The organism is Bacillus sp. N12A5, from assembly GCF_026790125.1.
In the GTDB taxonomy this organism is placed as follows: Bacteria; Bacillota; Bacilli; order Bacillales; family Bacillaceae; genus Bacillus.
Window position 1 is genome coordinate 130,427 of sequence record NZ_JALAMR010000016.1, and the last position, 20,956, is coordinate 151,382.

Sequence of the window (20,956 nt, forward strand, 5' to 3'; positions counted from 1 at the left end):
CGAGAGTTCTCCCGCGGTTCCACCCTAGTTGCTGAGATCAAAATCCCAGCCTCTTTTTTTACAATTGCTCAAGAATGCCTTTCGTTGCGTGCTCATCCTTAGCTTACACCGCCCTAAGGTCGCTTTCATGAGGTAAACGCAAGTACTTCTTTCTCTCACTGCAACATATTTTATAATAAATGATCATATAAAAAGATGGACCAGATGTCAACTTTTGTTTTCACCCATAAGATGTTTCATGCTTTCCATTTGGTCTAAAAAACGCTTTGATTTTAAATATAAGCCTGAATATTCTTCATAATATAAATCAATCACTTGCTTCAATTCAGCCTTTGTTTCCTGTTTCAAGGAAACATTTCCCAGCCTCGACAGATCGAAGTAATAAAACAGTCTTAACAGTCTTGCCGTTTGCGGTTTGATTGGAATCCTGTATGGATCTTTTTCAAAACAGCGATGGCAAATAAAACCGTTATCGCGAACAGAAAAATGAAAGGTCCCATCCTGGCTTTTACAATGCACACAGTGATTCAGCTCAGGATACAGCCCCATAACACCGAGCATCTTCAGTTGAACGATGAAGGTGATAACGTCCGGGTCTGTTCCTTCATTCAACTGTTTAAATGATTCTAAAATAAATTCAAACAAATATGGATTTGGCTTTTTTTCTTCTGTGCCTCTGTCGACTAGCTCAGCAATATAAGCAGCATATGCTGTTAAAAACAAATCTTCTCTGATGCCTCTCATGCTGAGGATCATTTCACCCTGCTGAAGCGTTCCGAGGCCCGTTGTTTTTTGCATTAAGAATGAACCATACAAAAAAGGCTGGCTGACTGCTGATAAACGGCTGTTCGGTTTTTTGGCGCCTCTTGCCATAACACCTATTTTTCCGTGTTCTCTTGTCAGTAATGTAACGATTTTATTCGTCTCTCCGTAATCATTTGTGCGAAGAACGATTCCTTCACATTTTGTCAGCATTTCCGCACCTTCCTAAAGCAGGAGCGGCCAAGAGGTTTATAAAATTGGATAATCAAATCGGGCTAGCTCGTCTTCTAGTTCTTCGGGTCTTTCCATGTTCTCTTTTTCCAGTTCTTTAAAAAGAAGATACGTATCAACATTTCCTGTTTGTGAAAATACGTTCCAGGTAAAATTCAACACAAGAAACCCACCTTTCTGTAGTTAAACTAGCTTACCTAAACTCCAAATTCTTACCTTTATCTTGACCAGATGTCCTCCATTTCATGTTAAACAAAATTTGCTAATGTATCCCTGTTCCTGTGAGATCATCACACAGAAAGAGATCAATATTCATCCTCTTTAAAGCCAAAATCGCGAAGCTGGGACATTTTATTACGCCAGTCTTTCTGCACTTTCACCCACAATTCAAGGTAGACACGGGAGCCTAACAGTGCTTCAATATCCGCTCTTGCTCTTTTTCCAACCTCTTTCAGCAGGCTTCCTTTTTTTCCGATCACAATGCCTTTTTGGGAATCCCGTTCGACCACAATTGTTGCCGCTACGTGCACAGAACCGTTGTCCTGCCCTTTAATGGATTCGATGGCTACCGCAATGCTGTGCGGGATTTCTTCTCTCGTGAGATGCAGCACCTTTTCCCTGATTAGTTCAGAAATGATAAAGCGCTCCGGGTGGTCGGTTACCTGATCACTCGGATAGAATTGAGGCCCTTCCGGCAAATACGCTTCAATCTGAGTGAGCAATGTGTCGATATTATTTCCTTCCAGAGCAGAAATCGGAACAATTTCCTTAAAGGGATAACGTCCGCGGTATTCGTCAATTAAGAGAAGCAATTGATCGGGATGAATTTTGTCAATTTTGTTTACGATTAAAAATACAGGCGTAGACAACTTCTGCAATTTTTCAATGATAAATTCGTCGCCCTTCCCATAGCCTTCCTCGGCGTTGATCATAAACAAGATCAAATCGACTTCTTTTAATGTATTTTGCGCCACTTTCATCATAAAGTCCCCAAGCTTATGCTTAGGTTTATGAATTCCTGGTGTGTCAATAAAAATCGTTTGTGATGTGCCTGTCGTCAGAACTCCTTGCACCTTGTTTCTCGTCGTTTGGGGCTTATCGCTCATGATCGCGATTTTTTGTCCGATGACTCTGTTCAAAAAGGTAGACTTTCCTACGTTTGGTCTTCCAATAATAGATACAAATCCTGATTTAAAGCTTTCGTTCGTCATGTAAATCCTCCGATGAAAATGCGCCTGGCAATAATTCTTCCACAGTCATTTCTTTTATTTGTCCTTGTAAATTAGTCAGTACAACTATAACATCCTTAGTGCAGAGCTCAGAAATCACCTGGCGGCAGGCTCCGCACGGAGATACCGGTCCAGGGGTGTCAGCCGCAACGGCTAGCATCTGAAACTCTGTATCCCCTTCAGATACAGCTTTAAATAATGCGGTACGCTCAGCGCAATTGCACATGCTGTATGCTGCGTTCTCGATGTTGCAGCCTCTGTACACTTTTCCATCCTTGGTAAGAAGAGCGGCTCCTACTTGGAACTTGGAATACGGGGCATATGCCATATCGCGCGCTTTTAAAGCTTCTGTTATTAATTCTTGTCTGTTCATGTGTACATTCCTCTCTTACCTATTATGGTACCGCTATCACTTTATATTTTACATAATCGCGCGCTTTTTTTCACGCCCATTTCTAAAAATGTAAAATAAATGTAAGAATTTTCAGCCATTACAGCTTTGGCAAAAAAATGAGTAAACCAATGATACACGAAATCACCGCAAAAACGCAAACAGCCCCGGCGGCAGCGTCCTTAGCCGCTTTAGCGAGAGGGTGATGTTTGTCTGTTATTAAATCAACCGTATGTTCAATGGCTGTATTGATAAGCTCAAGCGAAAACATTCCGCCGATTAAAAGAAGTATAATCACCCACTCCATCGGACTGAGCTCTACAAGGAAGCCGCAAATAAGAACAGCGCAGGCGGCTGCGACATGAAATTGAAAATTCCGCTCCGTCCGCGCTGTTTCCCAGATGCCCCGGCCCGCATGCACGAAGCTTTTAAAGAATCGCTGCAGCTCATTTCTATGATCTCTTGAGTCCATAGGCGTCCAGCAAGTCCTTTTGCTTAGTAAACATCTCCTCTTCTTCCTCTTTCGTCATATGGTCATATCCTAAAAGATGCAGAAATCCGTGCACAGCAAGAAACCCGAGCTCTCTCTTAAAAGAATGATTATATTCTTCAGCCTGCTCCCTTGTGCGATCCGCACTGATAATAATATCGCCTAATACCGGCGGCATTTCCGCACCTACAATTTCGACTTCGCCTTCTCCCTCTTCTTCAAGAGCAAATGAGATCACATCTGTCGGCGTATCCTTTCCGCGGTACTCTTTATTAATTTGCTGTATGTCTTCATTGGTAACAATCGTGACAGAAACTTCAGCCTGGTCTTGAACGCCTTCACGCTCAGCAGCAAATTGAAGCAGATTTTCTACTTCTTTGAGCATCTCTTCTGAGACGCTTCCCGTTTCATCAACGATATCAATCAGTAAACTCATCTATTTCACCTTCTTAGTAGCCTCCGGATATTCGATCCGGGAGTGGAAAATTCCTTTTAATGTTGCACAGAGCGTTTTTGCGATTGTATCCAGCTCTTTAAAAGTCAAATCGCATTCGCTGAACTGTCCGTCCTGCAGCTTATCGGATATAATACCCCGGACAAGCTTTTCGATTCGTTCAGGGTTCGGATTATGCATGGATCTGACGGCCGCTTCAACACTGTCTGCCACTGATATAATTGCGGCTTCCTTTGACTGCGGCTTCGGTCCCGGATAACGGAACTCTTCTTCTGTAATCTGGTCGCCTTTTTCCTTGGCTTTATAATAAAAGAACTTTAAAAGCGAGGTTCCATGATGCTGCTCAGCAATGTCGACAAGCTCTTTCGGAAATTTATAGCTTCTCAGCATATTCGCACCGTCAGTGGTATGCGAGATGATGATATTTTTACTCAGCTGGGGAGACAGCTTGTCATGCGGATTGTCAATATTCATTTGGTTTTCAATAAAATATTGCGGCCGCTTTGTTTTTCCGAGATCATGGTAATATGCGCCGACTCTTGCAAGCAAGCCATTAGCCCCAACGGCCTCACAGGCAGCCTCTGACAAATTGGCGACCATTACACTGTGGTGATATGTACCTGGTGTTTCTGTTAATATTTTGCGCAGCAGCGGATGGTTGGGATTAGACAGCTCAAGCAGCCTCATTGTGGATAAAATGCCGAAGCCTGTCTCAAAAAACGGCATCAAGCCGATGATCAGTACAGACGAAGCAAATCCTGACACAACCCCCATCAGCATTAATGTTCCGATTTCAAGACCCGACAGTGCAGTGTTTTGGATCAATAATAAAGAAAGAACGACAACCATATTGATAAACGCTACGAAAAGCCCGGTCTGCAAAATCTTTGATCTGGCATTGTGTTTTCCTAAAAATAATACACCTGAAATCCCGCTGATCAAATAATAAATACCGATGACATAATTGAATGTTCCTGTTACACCCTGATTAAACATCATACTTCCACAAATCGCAAGAATGATACTTCCCAAAATGGCGATACGTTCATTCATCAGCAGTTTGATTAAGATCGCGCCGGCCGCTATAGGAACAAGATAGCCGATATTATGATATTCCATCTTCTGAAATAAACTGACAACCTCCATGATAACAAGCAAAAGCGTTGTGATAATGGAGAATAGCAGGATGGATTGGTTTTTAAACTTCAGGTTTTGTTTCTGTTTTTCAAAATAATATACAAGTGTTGCAATGAAAAGTCCGATCATTATCAATAGGCCGCTGATCGGTTTAAAGAGATTTGAGTTATTTAATAACCCTGTCAGCTCAAGTTTTCTGTACACTTCCCGATCAATGAGATCATTTTCCTCCACAAGCACCTGTCCCTGTTTGATCTGAACCTGCTGGACATTGTCTGACGCTTCCTGCCGTTTTGCCTCTGTCGCTTTTGGATCGAAGACGTAATTCGGAATAATAGCGAACCGCCCGATTTCTGTTGCAGCGCCCAGGTATTTAGACGGGATAGAGTTGCTCTTTAGCTCTTTTTCTACGTTATCCTTTGCTTCAGATAGTTTATCCGATGGAATTTCACTGCTCATGACCGTATTCACTGCCGTAATGACTGTATCTCTGACAAAAGAAAAATCTTCACTGTCTGCTTTCAGCAATGTCTTGATGGAATCCTCTGAAATGGAATCATTCACATCTGACGTCAGTTTGTTCTTCACAGACTTCACCATTGATTTTTCCGAGGGTGATTTGCTGTCTTCTTCTGCTGATTTTTTCACTTCACTGATACTGTCGAATATAGATGACACAAGGTCAATCCGATTGTCTGTATATTCTTTTTTCAACGTATATTGATCTTCAACCGCGTCCTCAGCGGCTTGCTTTTTTTCCTCTGTGGCTTTTTGATCTTCCACGGTTGCCGGAGCATAAATGGTCTTGTCGCTGACTGAAAACAGGTCTAAATCAAGTGTTTCCGGCTTAACATGTACAAAGAGCAAAGCAAACATAATGACAGCCAGCAGAAGATACAGCAGTACATGCATGGAGCGGGCATTTTTAAAACTGCTCCATTTTTTTGAGCTGCTTTTGGCCTTCCCCTTCTTTTTCAACACAAGAACCTCCTCTTGAAACATCAAGCCTATAAGCAATCATAAAAATGACCCGATAACGCGCGATCGGGTCATTCAGCATTAATTTTGCTTATCGTATGCTTCAATAATTTTCGCAACAAGCGGATGTCTGACCACGTCTGTCTGGTCTAGCTCAATCATAGAAATGCCGTCAATTCCTTTTAGCATCTCCTTCGCTACTGCAAGTCCCGATTTGACGCCTTTCGGCAGATCAATTTGACTAACGTCACCTGTAATGATCATTTTAGAGCCAAAACCCAGTCTCGTCAAAAACATTTTCATTTGAGCAGGCGTGGTATTCTGTGCTTCATCAAGTATAACATAAGCATCATCAAGCGTTCGTCCCCTCATATATGCAAGCGGAGCAATTTCAATGATGCCTCTTTCCATCAGACGTTCTGTATGATCTGCTCCGAGCACATCATGAAGAGCGTCATACAGCGGGCGCAAATAAGGATCTACTTTCTCTTTGAGGTCACCTGGCAGAAAGCCGAGACTTTCACCGGCTTCCACGGCAGGTCTAGTTAAAATGATTTTTTTGATATGTCCGTTTTTTAAAGCATGAACTGCTTTTACGACAGCCAGGTACGTTTTCCCGGTACCCGCCGGGCCGATGCCGAATACAAGGTCATTCCGCTTCATGGCGGCCACGTATTCCCGCTGTCCCATCGTTTTTACACGAATTGATTTGCCTTTTGCGTTTTTTGTGATTTCTTCTTCATACATGCTTTCAAAGTATTCAAGTTCATTCTTCTTTGCCATTTTGACGGCGTAAATCACATCACGTTCAGAGATCTCAATCCCCTTGCGAATCAGAGCGAGGAGCGATCCCAGCAGCCTGTCTGCAATCTGAAACGATTCTTCATCGCCTGAAATATAAATCGTTTCGCCGCGCGTAATGATATTTACATTCAGATCTTTCTCCATCAATTTCAAAAAAGAATCTTGGTTCCCGAACAGAGAAAGCGCCTCGTCCGGGCTTTTCAGTTTTTGATCCATCGCAAGTAAATGTTCTGTCATTCTTCAGTCTCCCTGACAATAGGTGTGGTTTGAACAATATCTTCTATAACTTGGTAGAGAATAATCAACTTTACTTTACCATTCTCAACAGTCTGGTGCAAAACTTTTTCACTTTTCACCTCGCCGTTTTCGCCTATTTTATCCTCTACATCCTGTTTACCCATTTTAATGCCTTCTTGAACTGCTTCTTCTTGTGTATATTTTCGCAAAGCTTCTTCACTTTCTCTCGTTTGCTCTTTGATATAGGATACAGGCAGCTTAAATCCGAGAAAATTCAGCGAATGCTTTTCTTGTTCTATTTTTGGGTGCTTTAATTCCTCATCTTTAAACGTCATGCCCCAGATCGGGATGGCCAAAGAGCCAAAAGAAAGCTTGTGCTTTGTCCTTACTTTGCCCGTATAGACGTTAAATAATGTTTCAAGCGGAACCGTCACTTCAGATCTATACCAGGTTTCTCCGTAAATTTCTGCTTTTGAGGCGACTTCCTGCTGATGATCTTCGCTCCCGATCAGTCCCGAAACAAGCAGCTGCCCCTTTTCCACATGATCATGAATAGCAGCCATGGGCTGTCCTTTTTGAACAAACATTCTTGTAATGGTTGCTTTCTTTTTAGCGACGATATCGCGCGGGCTAGCATACTTTTCTTTTTCGGGCTCATTTTTCTCCACGACTTTCATGTGAATGGTCGTTCCCTTCAGATCAACTCCGACCCAAGTGATATTGTCTATTCCGTTAGTTAGCGATTTTTGGATTTTTTCGGGAGACATCATTAAAAATTGCAGACGCCCTTTTTTGACGCCGATTTCGTTTAGATGCTGCATCATTTGATGTTCCGTTTCCGGCTTAGCGCCAGTCACATCAATTTTCCACACCATATTGGAAAGCAAAAACAAAAGGATGAAAAAAATCGCAAAACCGATCGTAAACCCTGCATTCAGCTTTGATTTCAGCAACAGGAAAGGGAATCCTTTCCGATTGATAAATCGGGCTTTACAGGTGAATTTTCTTCTAACCCGCCGAAAGGCATGTACATCCTGAAGCTGTATATATAACGATACGGCTTCTTTCTTTTTTTTGACGTGAAAGACCGGAATGCCCTGTCTTGTACATTCATTAAGGAGTCGTTCAACCCCTCTTCCCGTCAATTCAAGCTGAACCTTACCCGAAAAAAAAGACAGCCATTTATTTTTCACAACATTTCCCCCTCGGCTTTATGACTCAACATATCGAACGACATCAATCGTACCCTCCAAAAGAATTTCTTCCGGAAGAATCGCCTTGATGACAAAATTTTTTCCTGATATGATGCACTGGCCCTGCTTCAGCATCAGCCTCACTTCATTCTCACTGAAAAGCAAAAGGCCTCTGTGGTTTTCTATGTAGATATGAAGTCTGCCAACCATTGTAATCCGCGGCAGATCCATCATAACGTCCGGGGGAATTTCCAATGCTCTTGTCAGCCAAGCTTTCACACGATTCTTTCTTTGCCCCATACAAAAAGAACCCCCTTTCATCTCATATGTATGATTTGAAAGGAGGTTCTAACACTTTAATTTTTACGGGCCGAGCGCATCGTATGGTGAGGTTTCCTCGCCCTTGGGGGCCCGAATACCTCTCCTAAGACGATCCCCTGCACCACGGTGTCTTTATTCACCTGGAGCATTTTTTGTTTTGTGTATACTGCTTTTTGTTTAACGGCAGTAAGATCACGTTCCAGCCCTTTCAGGTTTCTTTCTGTTTCTCTGCGTCTTTCTTCCGCTTCCCGCCTTACCTGCTCCATGCGGTTAGGAATAGGTACAGGAGCTTCTTCTGTCGGTTTTTTTTGGAGAGAAGCGGTTTGAGCCTGCTGAGGTTTTTTTCTTTTTTGGCTATTTTGCTTTTCTTCTTTGCTCTTTTTGCCGAAAATCGCAGAAATAATTCCGATAATCGCTGCAATAATAAGCGGATTCGTCAGTAAATCTTCCATCAGTGTTCTCCCTTCTTAGAGAGATTATGATTTACGATCTTCATCCGACGGATCTTTCGTCAGCTTGCCGAATGAATCACGCATTTCTGTATCAGCATCGATGTTTTTGATATTCATGTAATCCATGACACCAATATTCCCTTCACGCAAAGCTTCTGCCATCGCTAGCGGCACTTCCGCTTCGGCTTCTACCACTTTCGCGCGCATTTCTTCTACGCGGGCGCGCATTTCCTGTTCTTGAGCGACAGCCATCGCACGCCGTTCTTCCGCTTTTGCCTGCGCGATGTTTTTATCAGCCTCGGCCTGATCGGTTTGTAAAATCGCGCCGATGTTTTTGCCGATGTCAACATCAGCAATATCAATCGAGAGAATTTCAAACGCCGTTCCTGAGTCCAATCCTTTTCCAAGAACTGTCTGAGAAATCATATCAGGGTTTTCAAGCACTTTTTTATGATTATCTGATGAACCGATTGTAGAGACAATCCCTTCGCCGACACGGGCTACAATGGTTTCTTCCCCTGCTCCCCCGACGAGGCGTTCGATATTCGCTCTTACTGTAATTCTCGCTTTTGCTTTCACTTCAATCCCGTCCATGGCTACACCGGCAATGAACGGCGTTTCAATTACCTTAGGGTTAACGCTCATTTGAACAGCTTCTAATACGTCCCGGCCGGCAAGATCAATCGCAGCACAGCGTTCGAACGTGAGTTCAATGTTAGCACGCTGAGCGGCGATAAGCGCGTTGACGACTCTGTCAACATTACCCCCAGCCAGGTAGTGGCTTTCAAGCTGGTTTGTTCCAACATTAAGTCCCGCTTTATGCGCTTTAATCAGCGGGTTAACAACCCGATTCGGTATGACTCGGCGAAGCCTCATCCCTACTAATGTGAAAATGCTGATTTTGACTCCGGCTGCTAAAGCTGAAATCCAAAGCATCACAGGCACAAACGTAAAAAATACAGCCAAAACAATAATCGCGACTGCGACAATTGCCAGAATCATAAGTGTTGACGGATCCATATAACTTCTCCTCGTTTCTATTTAAATTTCTCTCACGACAATGCGTGAGCCTTCTACTTTAATCACTTTTACTTTCTTATCTTTTTCTGTAAACGATCCTTCCGAAACGACGTCAAGGCGCTCATCATCAATAATGACGGTACCGGCAGGGCGCAGCGGTGTAAAGGTTACACCCACTTTGCCCATTAGGTCCGTGCGCGTTTGATTTGATACGTAGCCGCTTTCCGTATTTGTAGAATCATTTAAAATCAATTTCTTAAAGAATTTCATACGCTTTCCCAACACCCTTGTCAGTAAAATAAAAGCTGTAATAGAAACAGCTGAGGCGATCAAGAGAGAAACCGCCATGACAGTGAAGCTCCCCGCGGCTAAAAACAGGCTCGCAACAATCGCTCCTAAGCCCAGCAATCCAATGATTCCTCCTGGAAGGAAAATCTCAAGCAGAATGAGAATCACCCCTGCAATAAAGAGGAGAACCGTCTCATACCCGGCAAGGCCCGCTGCAAGATGCCCGTAAAAGAACAGCAGCAAAGCGATGAATCCCACCGTCCCAGGGATGCCGACACCCGGAGAAAAAAGCTCCACCGTCAGACCTAAAAAAGCGATTGTCAGCAGAATAGGAACAATGACCGGATTCGTCAGCCATCTTGCCGTCTTTTCCACAAAGCTTTCCTTTGCATAGCTGATATGCGCTTTATCGAAGCCAAGCTTCTTTACGAGCGCGGATATATTGTCAGCAGTGCCTTCTGAATAGCCTACATCAATCGCCTTATCAGCGTTAAGTGTCAGCAGATCTCCCTTCGGCGCGCCGACTTCCTTGGCATCTATATCCGGGTCAGCCATCGCGAGCGCATATTTTGGATCGCGATTATTTTTCACTGCGGCATCTTCCAGCTCTGCCAGCCAAAGTGATTCAGCCTTTTGGTCAGCGGCATTGCCTTTACCGTCAATAATCGCGGCCGCTCCCATTTTTCCGCCGGGCGCCATATATATGTTATCAGCTTGCAGGGCAATATATGCACCAGCTGACAACGCGCGTTTGTTTACGTATGCAGTGACCGGGATCTCACTTTCGGTTATTAAATCCGCGATATCAATTGCTGATTTGACCAATCCACCCGGCGTATTGATATTAAGAATAATATGATCTGCATGCGCTTCTTTTGCATCCTGTAACGAACGGGACAAAAACGAGGCGAGGCCCTGTTCGACATTTTTTTCAACCGGGATCACATAAACCGTTTGTTTTTCTGCTTTCGCGTTCAGCTGTACGCCTATTAATGAAAGTAAAAATATGACCAACAGAGCAATACGGAATCCTTTGATTTGAAGCAAGGGCGGTGTATCCCTCCTTCCTCTTATAATAAGTACCTTCTCTTCATACGTAACAAATGTATCTAAGGTTTCATTTTTTTATATATAAAAAAAAGACATCTCTCTTAGAAAGATGTCCTTTTTCACGCCATTTAAGACAATTGGCTGCTGACCAGCTTATTAATTAAGCTTCCGTCAGCTTTACCTTTTACTTTAGGCATAATTGCACCCATTACTTTGCCCATGTCCGCTTTTGAGCTCGCACCGACCTCAGCAATGGTTTCATTTACGATTGTAAGCAGTTCTTCTTCCGACAGCTGCTCGGGTAAATAAACTTCTAAAATGTCCAGCTCTTTTTGAACTTTATCTACTAAATCTAAACGATTAGCGTTTGAAAATTCCTGGAGGGAGTCTTTACGTTGCTTAAGTTCACGAGAAAGGACAGTGAGTTCCTCATCCTCGGTCAAACTGTCTTTCTTAAGCTTAATTGCTTCATTTTGAAGTGAAGCCTTAACCATTCGAACGACAGTTAGTTTGTCTTTCTCACGGTTTTTCATATATAGCTTCATATCCTGGTTAAGACGCTCAAGAAGACTCATAAATCCACCCTCTTTTAGAATTTGCGTTTTCTAGCAGCTTCAGATTTTTTCTTGCGCTTTACGCTAGGTTTTTCATAAAATTCACGCTTTCTTGCTTCTTGCAAAGTACCTGTCTTTGATACACTGCGTTTGAAGCGACGAAGAGCATCTTCAAGCGATTCGTTTTTTCTAACGACCGTTTTTGACATTCTCTTTCCCTCCCTCCGAATACACCAATCGACTACCTTTAAGTTACACATATAAACATGTACTTTGACATTATAATATAAGCCATCAGTCAGGTCAACTAAGTGAGTTCACTTTTCCGTCATGAGCGCGACTGCCTGTCTATATAATGATGGAAAGGGGTTGGTGAATAAGATGTTGATTCTGATTAGTTTTACTGCTCTTATATTATTCTTTCTCGCAGGCATGAACATGCTTCGAAAAGGCTTAATTTCATTGGCGTACACAAAAATTGAAGAACGTTTGCTTTTATTTACGGATCACCCGTTAAAAGCTTTTCTTGTCAGTATAGTGTTTACTGGGATTCTTCAGAGCAGTTCAGCCTTTATGGTTATTGTCATCGGCTTTGTTAGTGCGGGTGTGCTTTCTTTTAAGCGGACGATACCGATGATTCTCGGAACAAACGTTGGGTCTACCTTTACAACTGAATTTATCGCTATCAAAATGGATGTTTTGATTTGGATTCTTTTGATAGGAGGTTTATTGTTTTTTCTGACCGGCAGGTATCCTTTAAAACAGCTGGGAACAAGCTTTCTCGGTCTGGGCATCATCTTTTTTTGCATCAGCGGATTCAGCCACCTTGCAGGACCGCTGACAAAGCTGAAAATGGGAGCCGACGTTCTATACCATGTTAACGATTCAAACTGGTCCGCTTTGCTCATCGGGATGGTGTTGACCGCCATCATCCACTCTAGCTCCGTCTGTATCGGCATTTTAATGAGCTTTATGAACGAAGGCATTATCGGGCTGACACAGGCGATGAGCGTTGTACTCGGATCAAATATCGGGACATGCATTACAGCCGTTATGGCTGCTGTATCCGGCGGATATGCAGCAAAACAGACTGCGTATGCCCATGTAGTGTTTAATGTGCTAGGCGTGGCTCTCGTATTTCCTTTTCTGGCAGCAACAACAGGATTTGTGGAACAGTTATCACCTGATCCCGCACAAAAGATCGCGCATTTCAGCCTTTTATTTAATGTGGTGACAGCTCTTTTGTTTCTTCCGCTTACAAACTTGTTTTACCGCTTGATTCACTTTCTTATTCCAGCTAAATAAAAAAACCGGCACAATTAAATGCACCGGTTTAAAAATTAAGAAGATAAACGCATATGTTCAGTTATTCCATCCTCAACAACACGGACAAATTGCCCTTCGTTGTAAGGATAGCCTGCTTTTAGGATTTTGACTTTTACGATTTTGCCGATCATATCTTCCGTGCCTTTGAAAACAACCTTCATATAGTTGTCTGTGTAACCGACAAACATGTTCTCTTCTTCTGTTTCTTTATAGGCTTCCTCAGGAATAATCTCAAGCACTTCATTTTCATACTGAGAAGCGTATTCCTTCGCAAGCTGGTCAGAAAGAGCAATCAGGCGGTGTACACGCTCATTTTTCACGTTTTCATCCACTTGGTCTTCCATTCGCGCTGCTGGTGTTCCTGTGCGTTTACTGTAAGGGAAAACATGCAGTTCGGAGAATTTATGTTCTTTAATAAAGTTATAGGTTTCCATAAATTCTTCTTCTGTTTCGCCAGGGAACCCTACAATGACATCAGATGTAACAGCTAAGCCTGGCAGTGCTTTTTTCAATTTGTTTAAACGGTCTGCAAAAAATTCCATCGTATATTTACGTCTCATCCGTTTAAGCACTGTGTTTGATCCCGATTGGATAGGTATATGCAAATGATTCACAATCTTATCTGAGCGGTCTAAGACCTCGATCACTTCGTCTGTGATCTGGCTGGCCTCGATTGAGGAAATTCTGATCCGTTTCACGCCTTCAACACGTGTGTCTAATTCTCTCAAAAGTGTAGCGAAGTTGTAATCTTTCATATCTTCGCCGTATCCGCCAGTATGAATGCCAGTCAGAACAATTTCTTTATATCCGGCATCGACAAGCTGCTGTGCCTGTTTAATGACCTCTTCAGGGTCACGGGAACGGAGCAGGCCGCGCGCCCACGGAATGATACAGAATGTGCAGAAATTATTGCAGCCTTCCTGTATTTTCAATGACGCTCTTGTACGGTCCGTGAAAGCAGGTACATCAAGCTCCTCATACACTCTTGCTTTCATGATGTTGCTGACACCGTTAATCGGCTGGCGTTCTTCCCGATATTGGTCGATATAGCCAAGCATTTTTTCCCGGTCCTGCGTTCCGACTACAATATCAACACCAGGGATCGCCATAATCTCAGCAGGCGAGGTTTGCGCATAGCAGCCTGTGACACAGATGACACCGTCAGGATTTTGACGAATGGCGCGTCTGATCACTTGGCGGCTTTTTTTATCTCCCGTATTTGTTACCGTACATGTATTAATGACATATACATCAGCTGTTTGTTCAAAGTCTCTTCTTTCATAGCCCGCTTCTTTGAAAAGCTGCCAGATTGCTTCTGTTTCATAATGGTTGACTTTACAGCCAAGCGTATGGAAAGCAACAGTTGCCATTATTGATCACCTCTTAATAACTCTGTTTGATAAGAAATCGCACTCAACGCGTAAAGCGGAGCGGTTTCTGTCCTTAAAATTCTCGGTCCAAGGCCGCACGGCACACCGTCTTTCTCTGTGAGCCGTTCAACCTCCGCTTCTGTTAAACCGCCTTCGGGACCAAATACGATCAAAAGGGATGATCCTTTCGGAAGGCTGCTTACAAGCGCGCTGAATGCGCTTATTTCTCCTTGCTTTGATGACTCTTCGTATGCAACGACACATTTATCGAAATCCTGCATCATTTGCAGAAGCTGCTGAAAAGAATGGACATCCATGACTTGCGGCACTTCGTTACGATACGACTGTTCAGCCGCTTCTTTCGCAATTTTCGTCCATCTTTCCCGCTTTTTCTTTGCCTTTTTGTCATCCAGCTTGACAACTGACCGAGCGGCTTGGAAAGGAATAAAGGCGTGAGCTCCGAGCTCAGTCCCCTTTTGGATAATCCATTCAAGCTTATCTCCTTTCGGGAGGCCGCTCGCAATATAGACCTTTATCGGAAGCTCTCTGTTTTCATTCGTCCATTCTACCACAAGACAGGACACATTATCTTTGGAAACAGATTGAAGCTCACATTTTGCCTCGTAGCCGTCCTGAGAGCAGCAGATAATCTGGTCTCCCTCATTCATTCTCATCACGTTCACAATATGATGAACATCTTCGCCTGTAATCGAAAAAGCCGGCGCTTCCTTCATTTGCTGCTTCGTGAGCTCGATAAAATATCGTTGCATACGCTGTGACACCTACTAACTGTTATTTTTTCGCAATAATGCTGACCCAATCTTCCATTGAAAGGATTTCTACAATGGTAAAGCCAGCTTGTTCCAGTGCTTCTCTAACTTCTTGCTTTTTATGGCCGATGATCCCTGACGTAATAAAGTGACCGCCTTCTTTTAACAGGCTGTACGCTTGTGAAGTAAAGCGAAGAATGACTTCAGCCAAAATGTTGGCAACAATTACATCATGTTCCCCTTCAATCCCGTCTAACAAATTGTTTTGCTTCACTTGTGCAATATCGCTCACTTTGTTCAGCTTGAGATTGAGGCGTGCACTCTCTACAGCTACGGGATCAAGATCGTAGGCATGAACCGATTCTGCCTCTAGCATCGCAGCCGCAATACTTAAAATTCCGGAACCTGTACCAACATCAATTACCTTATCACCCTTTTGCACAAAGCGTTCAAGCGCCTGAATGCAGAGTACGGTTGTCGGGTGTGTGCCTGTTCCAAATGCCATTCCCGGATCCATTTCAATAATCAGTTCATCTGTATGAACCGGCGTATATTCCTCCCACGTCGGCACAATCGTAAACTTTTCAGAAATTTTCACAGGGTGATAATACTTCTTCCAGGCAGTCGCCCACTCTTCTTCATTCACTTCAGAAATCGTGATGTGATTTCTGCCCAAATCAATATCGTAAAGAAGCAGATTATTAATCGTTTCTTTAATGCCTTCTACCGTTTCGCCTAGAAAACTGTTAACCGGCAGGTATGCTTTGACAATGACACCCTCATCTGGATAATCATTGGGGTCGAGCTGGTAGATTTCCCCGTACACATTCTCACGTTCTTTAATTAAATCAAGCGGGTCCTCTATCACAACCCCACTTGCACCAGCTTCATGCAAAATATTTGAGATAGGTTCGACCGCTTCATGTGTTGTGTGAATGCTTAATTCGGACCATTTCAAAACTACCAACTCCTCATCCAATAATTAATCGCCTTTAAACGCGCGTTTTACCTTGTCAAAGAAACTCATTTCCTGTTCGTCAGGAAGGTTTCCGCTGACCTCGGCAAATTCGCGGATAATTTCTTTTTGTTTATCTGTCAGATTTGTCGGCGTAACGACGCGGACGACGATATGCTGGTCACCCTGTCCATAGCCTCTGACATTTTGAACGCCTTTGCCTCTTAATCTGAATTTAGTTCCTGTTTGTGTACCGGCCGGAATTTTCAATTTCACTTTTCCGTGCAGGGTCGGAACTTCCACTTCATCACCAAGAGCAGCCTGAGCAAACGTTAAAGGCATTTCACAGTAAATATCATCGCCGTCACGCTCGAAGAACTCGTGGGCACGCACGTGGAACACGACAAATAAATCCCCGGCAGGGCCGCCGTTTATTCCTGGTTCACCCTGTCCTGAGAGACGAAGCTGCTGCCCGTCATCCACACCGGCAGGAATTGTCACGTTGATTTTTTTGCGCTTTTTGATTTTTCCTTTGCCGCCGCAATCCGCACATTTGTCTTTAATGATTTTGCCCGTACCTTCACAATGGTGGCAGACCCGTCTGTTAACAACCTTTCCAAACGGCGTATTTTGCTCCACGTTTAACTGGCCGGAGCCTCCGCAGTGGGAGCATGTTTCAGGGGTTGTTCCAGGTTTCGCACCTGAGCCTTTACATGTATCGCACGTTTCCTCACGCGGAATTTCGATAGTCGTCTCTTTACCGAAAGCGGCATCCTCAAATGACAAGGTCATCGTATACTGCAAATCGGCACCTTGGCGCGGGGCGTTTGGATCTCTTCGTCTTGTGCCTCCGCCGAAAATACTTGAGAAAATATCGTCGAAACCAAAACCGCCGAAATCGCCGCCGCCAAAACCTCCGCCGCCGAAGCCCTGATTAGGATCAGTATGCCCAAATTGGTCGTAATGGGCACGCTTTTGGTCATCTGACAGCGTTTCATACGCTTCTTTTACCTCTTTAAATTTTTCATCTGATCCGGCTTCTTTGTTAATATCAGGATGATACTTTTTTGACAGCTTCCGATAAGCTTTTTTAATTTCATCCTTTGAAGCGCTCTTACTTACTCCCAGCACTTCATAGTAATCACGCTTACTCATCTCGCTTCACTCTCCCGAATTTCTCACATAAATTAGATTGTATCATTTTGAATTATGATTTTTCAATTCCTTTTATCCCGGGCAAGAAAAAAAGTCAAAGCCAAGAGATGCCTGACTTTGACTTTCTAATCATTGAATCAGATTATGAAATGTGTTCTTTTCGGTCAGCCCCAGAAGCAGGACTGACTCGGAGAAGAACTTATTTTTTGTTTTGGTCGTCGTTTACTTCTTCGTATTCAGCGTCGACAACGTTGTCATCCGCTTTGCCTTCAGCGTTTGCTCCGCCTTGAGCTTGCTGTGCTTTAGCAGCTTCTTCATAAAGCTTCATAGAAAGCTCTTGGACGATTGTTTGAAGTTCATCTTTTTTCGCTTTGATCTCTTCAAATTCGTTTTTCTCAATCGCTGCTTTTAAAGCGTCTTTGGCATCGTTGGCTTTTTTCACTTGTTCTTCGTCCACTTTGCCTTCAAGATCTTTTAATGTTTTCTCAGTTTGGAAAACAAGCTGATCTGCTTCGTTGCGGACTTCGATTTCTTCTTTTTTCTTCGCATCAGCGTCAGCATTTTCTTCTGCTTCTTTTACCATGCGTTCGATCTCTTCGTCTGAAAGACCTGAAGAAGATTTGATTGTAATGTTTTGTTCTTTTCCTGTGCCTAAGTCTTTTGCTCTTACGTTTACGATACCGTTTTTGTCAATATCGAAAGAAACTTCGATTTGAGGCACGCCGCGCGGTGCTGGCGGGATATCAGTAAGCTGGAAGCGGCCAAGTGTTTTGTTGTCGGCAGACATTGGGCGCTCACCTTGAAGAACATGGATATCAACAGCTGTTTGGTTATCAGCAGCAGTTGAGAACACTTGAGATTTGCTTGTCGGGATCGTCGTGTTGCGGTCGATCAGTTTAGTGAACACGCCGCCCATTGTTTCGATACCGAGAGAAAGCGGTGTAACGTCAAGAAGAACAACGTCTTTTACGTCACCAGTGATAACACCGCCCTGAATTGCGGCACCAAGCGCTACAACTTCATCTGGGTTTACGCCTTTATGCGCTTCTTTTCCAGTTTCTTTTTTGATAGCTTCTTGTACGGCTGGGATACGAGTTGATCCACCGACAAGGATGACTTTGTCGATTTCGCTTGCAGAAAGCCCTGCATCCTGAAGCGCTTGACGGACAGGACCCATTGTGCGCTCTACTAAATGAGAAGAAAGCTCTTCGAATTTAGCACGAGTTAATGTAAGTTCAAGGTGAAGCGGTCCTGCTTCTCCAGCTGTGATAAACGGTAAAGAAATTTGCGTAGAAGATACGCCGGAAAGATCTTTTTTCGCTTTTTCAGCTGCGTCTTTCAAACGCTGAAGCGCCATTTTGTCTTTTGACAGATCAATGCCGTTTTCTTTTTTGAATTCAGACACAAGGTGGTCAATGATGACTTGGTCAAAATCGTCCCCGCCCAGACGGTTGTCGCCGGCAGTTGAACGGACTTCGAATACACCGTCACCAAGCTCAAGGATAGAGACGTCGAATGTACCGCCGCCAAGGTCATACACTAGGATCGTTTGATCTTCATCTGTTTTATCAAGTCCGTATGCAAGCGCTGCTGCAGTCGGCTCGTTGATAATACGTTCTACTTCAAGCCCTGCAATTTTACCAGCGTCTTTTGTTGCTTGACGCTCAGCATCGTTAAAGTATGCAGGAACTGTGATAACAGCTTTTGATACTGTTTCGCCAAGATAGCTTTCTGCGTATGATTTAAGATGTTGAAGGATGATAGCAGACACTTCTTGAGGAGTGTAATCTTTTCCTTCAATTTCAACCTTATAATCAGTACCCATATGGCGTTTGATAGACATAATTGTGTTAGGGTTTGTGATCGATTGGCGTTTAGCCACTTCCCCTACTTGGCGTTCGCCGTTTTTGAACGCAACAACTGATGGTGTTGTGCGGTTTCCTTCAGCGTTAGCAATAACTTTAGGCTCGCCGCCTTCAAGCACTGCCACACATGAGTTTGTTGTTCCTAAGTCGATTCCGATAACTTTACTCACTTGAATAACCTCCTGCTATGTAATTATTGATTCACTTTAACCATGGAAGGGCGAATGACGCGATCCTTCAGCTTATAGCCTTTTTGCATTTCCTCAACAACAATGTTGGAGCCGTAGTTTTCATCTTCAGCCTGCATAACGGCTTGGTGCAGATTAGGATCAAATTCCTGTCCTACAGCTTCGATGGCTTCCACGCCTTCTTTTTTCAAGGCTTCTACAAGCTGACGGTGGACCATTTCCATTCCCTGGAGCAAACTTTTCGTCTGTTCATTGTCGGCTTCAACCTGAAGCGCTCTTTCAAAGCTGTCAAGAGCCGGCAGCAAATCAGTTACAATGTTTTGAGAACGGTATTTTTGGGACGCTTCCATCTCTAAACGGCTGCGTCGTTTATAGTTTTCAAAGTCTGCTTGAACACGCAAAAGTTTGTTTTCTTTTTCCTCAAGCAAACCTTGCAATTCGTTAATTTGATTTTGAAGAAGTTCACTTTCATTTGTTTCTTCCTGCTGTTCTTCAGCGGCAGCTTGTTCTTCAATGACTTCTTGCTCTTCTGTTTCGTTTTGTTCGACGGTTTGTTTTTCTTCTGACACTGTGTTCACCTCCCTCAAAGTGTAAGGAGAAGGGCGGGTGGCCGCCCTTCGATAAAATTTGCCAAAATTCCCTTATTCATCATACAAACTTGTTAATGCTTTTGACAAGTCTGAAGTCACATGCTGAAGCAGGCTGACAACCCTGGAATAATTCATGCGGGTCGGACCGATGATGGCGATTGAGCCGATCTGCTTCTGATCAACAGAATAAGAAGCAGTGATCAGACTGCAGTTTTCCATTTCTTCATAGTCATTTTCTTTCCCGATTTTAATCGAAATTCCCGTGTGCGGGGATTGAACGAGCTTTAACACATCCTGTTCTTTCTCGATTAATGAGAGCAGCGACCGGACTCTAGTAATATCATGGAACTCCGGCTGGTTCAGCATGTTGATTTTTCCGCCGAAAAACAATTTTTCAACGTGGCTTGTGGAATGAAAGGTTGAACGAAGCGCGTCAAGAATATTGTCATAGTTCTTAATGTGCTGTCTTAGATACATGACGACTTCTTTAAATATGCGCTCATTCAGTTCATCCATTGGAACGCCGCTTAAACGGTCGTTCAGTATATTTACCAGCTTTTCAATATCAGACAGATCCATTTTGGTTGGAAAGTTAATCGTTTTGTTTTCCACATGCCCCGTATTGGTAACGAGAATCGCTACCGCCTTGTCAGGCTGAATCGGTATGATTTGAATCTGTTTAAGGTAATTCTCACTCAGCTTCGGCCCGAGTACGATAGATGTGTAATTCGTCAGATCGGACAAAATTTGCGCTGATTTTTGAACTGTCTTCTCCAGCTCGAAAATTTTCTCTTTGAAGATCGAGTGGATTTGGTCCAGGTCGCTTTTTGTCAGTTTGACGGGTGACAGCAAATGGTCAACATAGTACCGATACCCTTTTTCTGACGGAACACGTCCTGAGGATGAATGGGTTTTTTCAATGAAGCCCAATTCTTCCAAGTCAGCCATCTCGTTTCTTATTGTTGCAGAGCTAAATGTGATTTCATCTTTTTTCGAAAGAGTTCTTGATCCTACCGGCTGCGCCGATTTAATAAAATCGTTGATTATGACCTGAAGGATCAGCAGCTGACGATTTGTTAACATCATCATCACCTCTGTTAGCACTCTCAATAAGCGAGTGCTAATTCTATAACAAAAGTATCAAAC

23 protein-coding genes are annotated in these 20,956 nt (G+C 43.4%); 1 reads left to right on the forward strand and 22 read right to left on the reverse strand.

Annotated features, from left to right (window positions below; all coding sequences use genetic code 11):
- Positions 1 to 207 precede the first annotated feature (207 nt).
- The 15 genes from recO to rpsU form a co-directional block, all read right to left on the reverse strand.
- Positions 208 to 975, reverse strand: coding sequence for a DNA repair protein RecO (recO, locus tag MOC09_RS16365; RefSeq protein ID WP_268359827.1), 768 nt, complete (start codon positions 973 to 975; stop codon positions 208 to 210).
- 36 nt (positions 976 to 1,011) lie between these two features.
- Positions 1,012 to 1,155 carry a YqzL family protein gene (locus tag MOC09_RS16370; RefSeq protein ID WP_003230053.1) on the reverse strand — a complete coding sequence of 48 codons (144 nt, stop codon included), beginning with the start codon at positions 1,153 to 1,155 and terminating at the stop codon, positions 1,012 to 1,014.
- Between the two features lie 143 nt (positions 1,156 to 1,298).
- The gene (gene era / locus MOC09_RS16375; protein ID WP_268359826.1) at positions 1,299 to 2,204 is read right to left on the reverse strand and encodes a GTPase Era; all 906 of its coding nucleotides are present in this window, start codon (positions 2,202 to 2,204) and stop codon (positions 1,299 to 1,301) included.
- Entirely contained in the window at positions 2,185 to 2,595 is a 411-nt protein-coding gene (locus MOC09_RS16380) for a cytidine deaminase (protein ID WP_003230049.1), read from the reverse strand. The genes era and MOC09_RS16380 overlap by 20 nt, the downstream gene beginning before the upstream one ends.
- A gap of 118 nt (positions 2,596 to 2,713) precedes the next feature.
- Positions 2,714 to 3,085, reverse strand: coding sequence for a diacylglycerol kinase family protein (locus tag MOC09_RS16385; RefSeq protein ID WP_268359825.1), 372 nt, complete (start codon positions 3,083 to 3,085; stop codon positions 2,714 to 2,716).
- Positions 3,066 to 3,539 carry an rRNA maturation RNase YbeY gene (ybeY, locus tag MOC09_RS16390; RefSeq protein ID WP_166850678.1) on the reverse strand — a complete coding sequence of 158 codons (474 nt, stop codon included), beginning with the start codon at positions 3,537 to 3,539 and terminating at the stop codon, positions 3,066 to 3,068. The genes MOC09_RS16385 and ybeY overlap by 20 nt, the downstream gene beginning before the upstream one ends.
- Positions 3,540 to 5,675, reverse strand: a complete 2,136-nt coding sequence (gene pgpH, locus MOC09_RS16395; RefSeq protein ID WP_268371114.1) for a cyclic-di-AMP phosphodiesterase PgpH — start codon at positions 5,673 to 5,675, stop codon at positions 3,540 to 3,542. It abuts the gene before it with no gap.
- Between the two features lie 78 nt (positions 5,676 to 5,753).
- The gene (locus tag MOC09_RS16400) at positions 5,754 to 6,713 is read right to left on the reverse strand and encodes a PhoH family protein (protein ID WP_268359823.1); all 960 of its coding nucleotides are present in this window, start codon (positions 6,711 to 6,713) and stop codon (positions 5,754 to 5,756) included.
- Positions 6,710 to 7,906, reverse strand: coding sequence for a sporulation protein YqfD (yqfD, locus tag MOC09_RS16405; RefSeq protein ID WP_268371116.1), 1,197 nt, complete (start codon positions 7,904 to 7,906; stop codon positions 6,710 to 6,712). The genes MOC09_RS16400 and yqfD overlap by 4 nt, the downstream gene beginning before the upstream one ends.
- Before the next feature lie 18 nt (positions 7,907 to 7,924).
- Complete coding sequence (gene yqfC, locus MOC09_RS16410; protein ID WP_003237082.1) at positions 7,925 to 8,206, reverse strand: sporulation protein YqfC; 282 nt, start codon at positions 8,204 to 8,206, stop codon at positions 7,925 to 7,927.
- A gap of 56 nt (positions 8,207 to 8,262) precedes the next feature.
- Positions 8,263 to 8,679 (reverse strand): hypothetical protein, encoded by a 417-nt coding sequence (locus tag MOC09_RS16415; RefSeq protein ID WP_268359821.1) that lies wholly within the window; start codon positions 8,677 to 8,679, stop codon positions 8,263 to 8,265.
- A 24-nt stretch (positions 8,680 to 8,703) separates the two neighbouring features.
- Positions 8,704 to 9,699, reverse strand: coding sequence for a flotillin-like protein FloA (gene floA / locus MOC09_RS16420; protein WP_003230026.1), 996 nt, complete (start codon positions 9,697 to 9,699; stop codon positions 8,704 to 8,706).
- Positions 9,700 to 9,720: 21 nt separating this feature from the next.
- Positions 9,721 to 11,034: an NfeD family protein gene (locus MOC09_RS16425; protein WP_268371118.1), complete on the reverse strand. Its 1,314-nt coding sequence runs from the start codon at positions 11,032 to 11,034 to the stop codon at positions 9,721 to 9,723.
- A gap of 131 nt (positions 11,035 to 11,165) precedes the next feature.
- A complete protein-coding gene (locus MOC09_RS16430; RefSeq protein WP_003226182.1) occupies positions 11,166 to 11,612 on the reverse strand; it encodes a GatB/YqeY domain-containing protein in 447 nt (148 codons plus the stop codon).
- A 14-nt stretch (positions 11,613 to 11,626) separates the two neighbouring features.
- The gene (rpsU, locus tag MOC09_RS16435) at positions 11,627 to 11,800 is read right to left on the reverse strand and encodes a 30S ribosomal protein S21 (RefSeq protein ID WP_003152957.1); all 174 of its coding nucleotides are present in this window, start codon (positions 11,798 to 11,800) and stop codon (positions 11,627 to 11,629) included.
- A 172-nt stretch (positions 11,801 to 11,972) separates the two neighbouring features.
- On the opposite strand from rpsU, the gene MOC09_RS16440 reads away from it, so the two are divergent.
- On the forward strand, positions 11,973 to 12,896 hold the full coding sequence (locus MOC09_RS16440) for a Na/Pi symporter (RefSeq protein WP_268359817.1): 924 nt from the start codon (positions 11,973 to 11,975) through the stop codon (positions 12,894 to 12,896).
- 35 nt (positions 12,897 to 12,931) lie between these two features.
- On the opposite strand, the gene mtaB is transcribed toward MOC09_RS16440, so the two are convergent.
- From mtaB to hrcA, 7 genes are all read right to left on the reverse strand, one after another.
- Positions 12,932 to 14,287: a tRNA (N(6)-L-threonylcarbamoyladenosine(37)-C(2))-methylthiotransferase MtaB gene (gene mtaB, locus MOC09_RS16445; RefSeq protein WP_268359816.1), complete on the reverse strand. Its 1,356-nt coding sequence runs from the start codon at positions 14,285 to 14,287 to the stop codon at positions 12,932 to 12,934.
- The gene (locus MOC09_RS16450) at positions 14,287 to 15,057 is read right to left on the reverse strand and encodes a 16S rRNA (uracil(1498)-N(3))-methyltransferase (RefSeq protein ID WP_268359815.1); all 771 of its coding nucleotides are present in this window, start codon (positions 15,055 to 15,057) and stop codon (positions 14,287 to 14,289) included. Before MOC09_RS16450 ends, mtaB begins: the two co-directional genes overlap by 1 nt.
- A gap of 22 nt (positions 15,058 to 15,079) precedes the next feature.
- Positions 15,080 to 16,015 (reverse strand): 50S ribosomal protein L11 methyltransferase, encoded by a 936-nt coding sequence (gene prmA / locus MOC09_RS16455; protein ID WP_268359814.1) that lies wholly within the window; start codon positions 16,013 to 16,015, stop codon positions 15,080 to 15,082.
- Between the two features lie 24 nt (positions 16,016 to 16,039).
- Positions 16,040 to 17,167 (reverse strand): molecular chaperone DnaJ, encoded by a 1,128-nt coding sequence (gene dnaJ / locus MOC09_RS16460; RefSeq protein ID WP_268359812.1) that lies wholly within the window; start codon positions 17,165 to 17,167, stop codon positions 16,040 to 16,042.
- A 199-nt stretch (positions 17,168 to 17,366) separates the two neighbouring features.
- Positions 17,367 to 19,202 (reverse strand): molecular chaperone DnaK, encoded by a 1,836-nt coding sequence (dnaK, locus tag MOC09_RS16465; protein WP_004398786.1) that lies wholly within the window; start codon positions 19,200 to 19,202, stop codon positions 17,367 to 17,369.
- Positions 19,203 to 19,225: 23 nt separating this feature from the next.
- Entirely contained in the window at positions 19,226 to 19,789 is a 564-nt protein-coding gene (gene grpE, locus MOC09_RS16470) for a nucleotide exchange factor GrpE (protein ID WP_268359810.1), read from the reverse strand.
- Between the two features lie 72 nt (positions 19,790 to 19,861).
- The gene (hrcA, locus tag MOC09_RS16475; RefSeq protein WP_268367180.1) at positions 19,862 to 20,893 is read right to left on the reverse strand and encodes a heat-inducible transcriptional repressor HrcA; all 1,032 of its coding nucleotides are present in this window, start codon (positions 20,891 to 20,893) and stop codon (positions 19,862 to 19,864) included.
- Between the last annotated feature and the right edge of the window lie 63 nt (positions 20,894 to 20,956).

Bases quoted from the DNA above. Each gene is read 5' to 3' on its own strand.
- MOC09_RS16385 (WP_268359825.1), bottom strand. From the start codon at position 3,085: ATGGACTCAAGAGATCATAGAAATGAGCTGCAGCGATTCTTTAAAAGC.
- rpsU (WP_003152957.1), bottom strand. From the start codon at position 11,800: ATGTCAAAAACGGTCGTTAGAAAAAACGAATCGCTTGAAGATGCTCTT.
- ybeY (WP_166850678.1), bottom strand. From the start codon at position 3,539: ATGAGTTTACTGATTGATATCGTTGATGAAACGGGAAGCGTCTCAGAA.
- recO (WP_268359827.1), bottom strand. From the start codon at position 975: ATGCTGACAAAATGTGAAGGAATCGTTCTTCGCACAAATGATTACGGA.
- mtaB (WP_268359816.1), bottom strand. From the start codon at position 14,287: ATGGCAACTGTTGCTTTCCATACGCTTGGCTGTAAAGTCAACCATTAT.
- MOC09_RS16440 (WP_268359817.1), top strand. From the start codon at position 11,973: ATGTTGATTCTGATTAGTTTTACTGCTCTTATATTATTCTTTCTCGCA.
- MOC09_RS16380 (WP_003230049.1), bottom strand. From the start codon at position 2,595: ATGAACAGACAAGAATTAATAACAGAAGCTTTAAAAGCGCGCGATATG.
- MOC09_RS16430 (WP_003226182.1), bottom strand. From the start codon at position 11,612: ATGAGTCTTCTTGAGCGTCTTAACCAGGATATGAAGCTATATATGAAA.
- hrcA (WP_268367180.1), bottom strand. From the start codon at position 20,893: ATGTTAACAAATCGTCAGCTGCTGATCCTTCAGGTCATAATCAACGAT.
- MOC09_RS16400 (WP_268359823.1), bottom strand. From the start codon at position 6,713: ATGACAGAACATTTACTTGCGATGGATCAAAAACTGAAAAGCCCGGAC.
- MOC09_RS16450 (WP_268359815.1), bottom strand. From the start codon at position 15,057: ATGCAACGATATTTTATCGAGCTCACGAAGCAGCAAATGAAGGAAGCG.
- era (WP_268359826.1), bottom strand. From the start codon at position 2,204: ATGACGAACGAAAGCTTTAAATCAGGATTTGTATCTATTATTGGAAGA.
- dnaJ (WP_268359812.1), bottom strand. From the start codon at position 17,167: ATGAGTAAGCGTGATTACTATGAAGTGCTGGGAGTAAGTAAGAGCGCT.
- MOC09_RS16415 (WP_268359821.1), bottom strand. From the start codon at position 8,679: ATGGAAGATTTACTGACGAATCCGCTTATTATTGCAGCGATTATCGGA.
- yqfC (WP_003237082.1), bottom strand. From the start codon at position 8,206: ATGGGGCAAAGAAAGAATCGTGTGAAAGCTTGGCTGACAAGAGCATTG.
- floA (WP_003230026.1), bottom strand. From the start codon at position 9,699: ATGGATCCGTCAACACTTATGATTCTGGCAATTGTCGCAGTCGCGATT.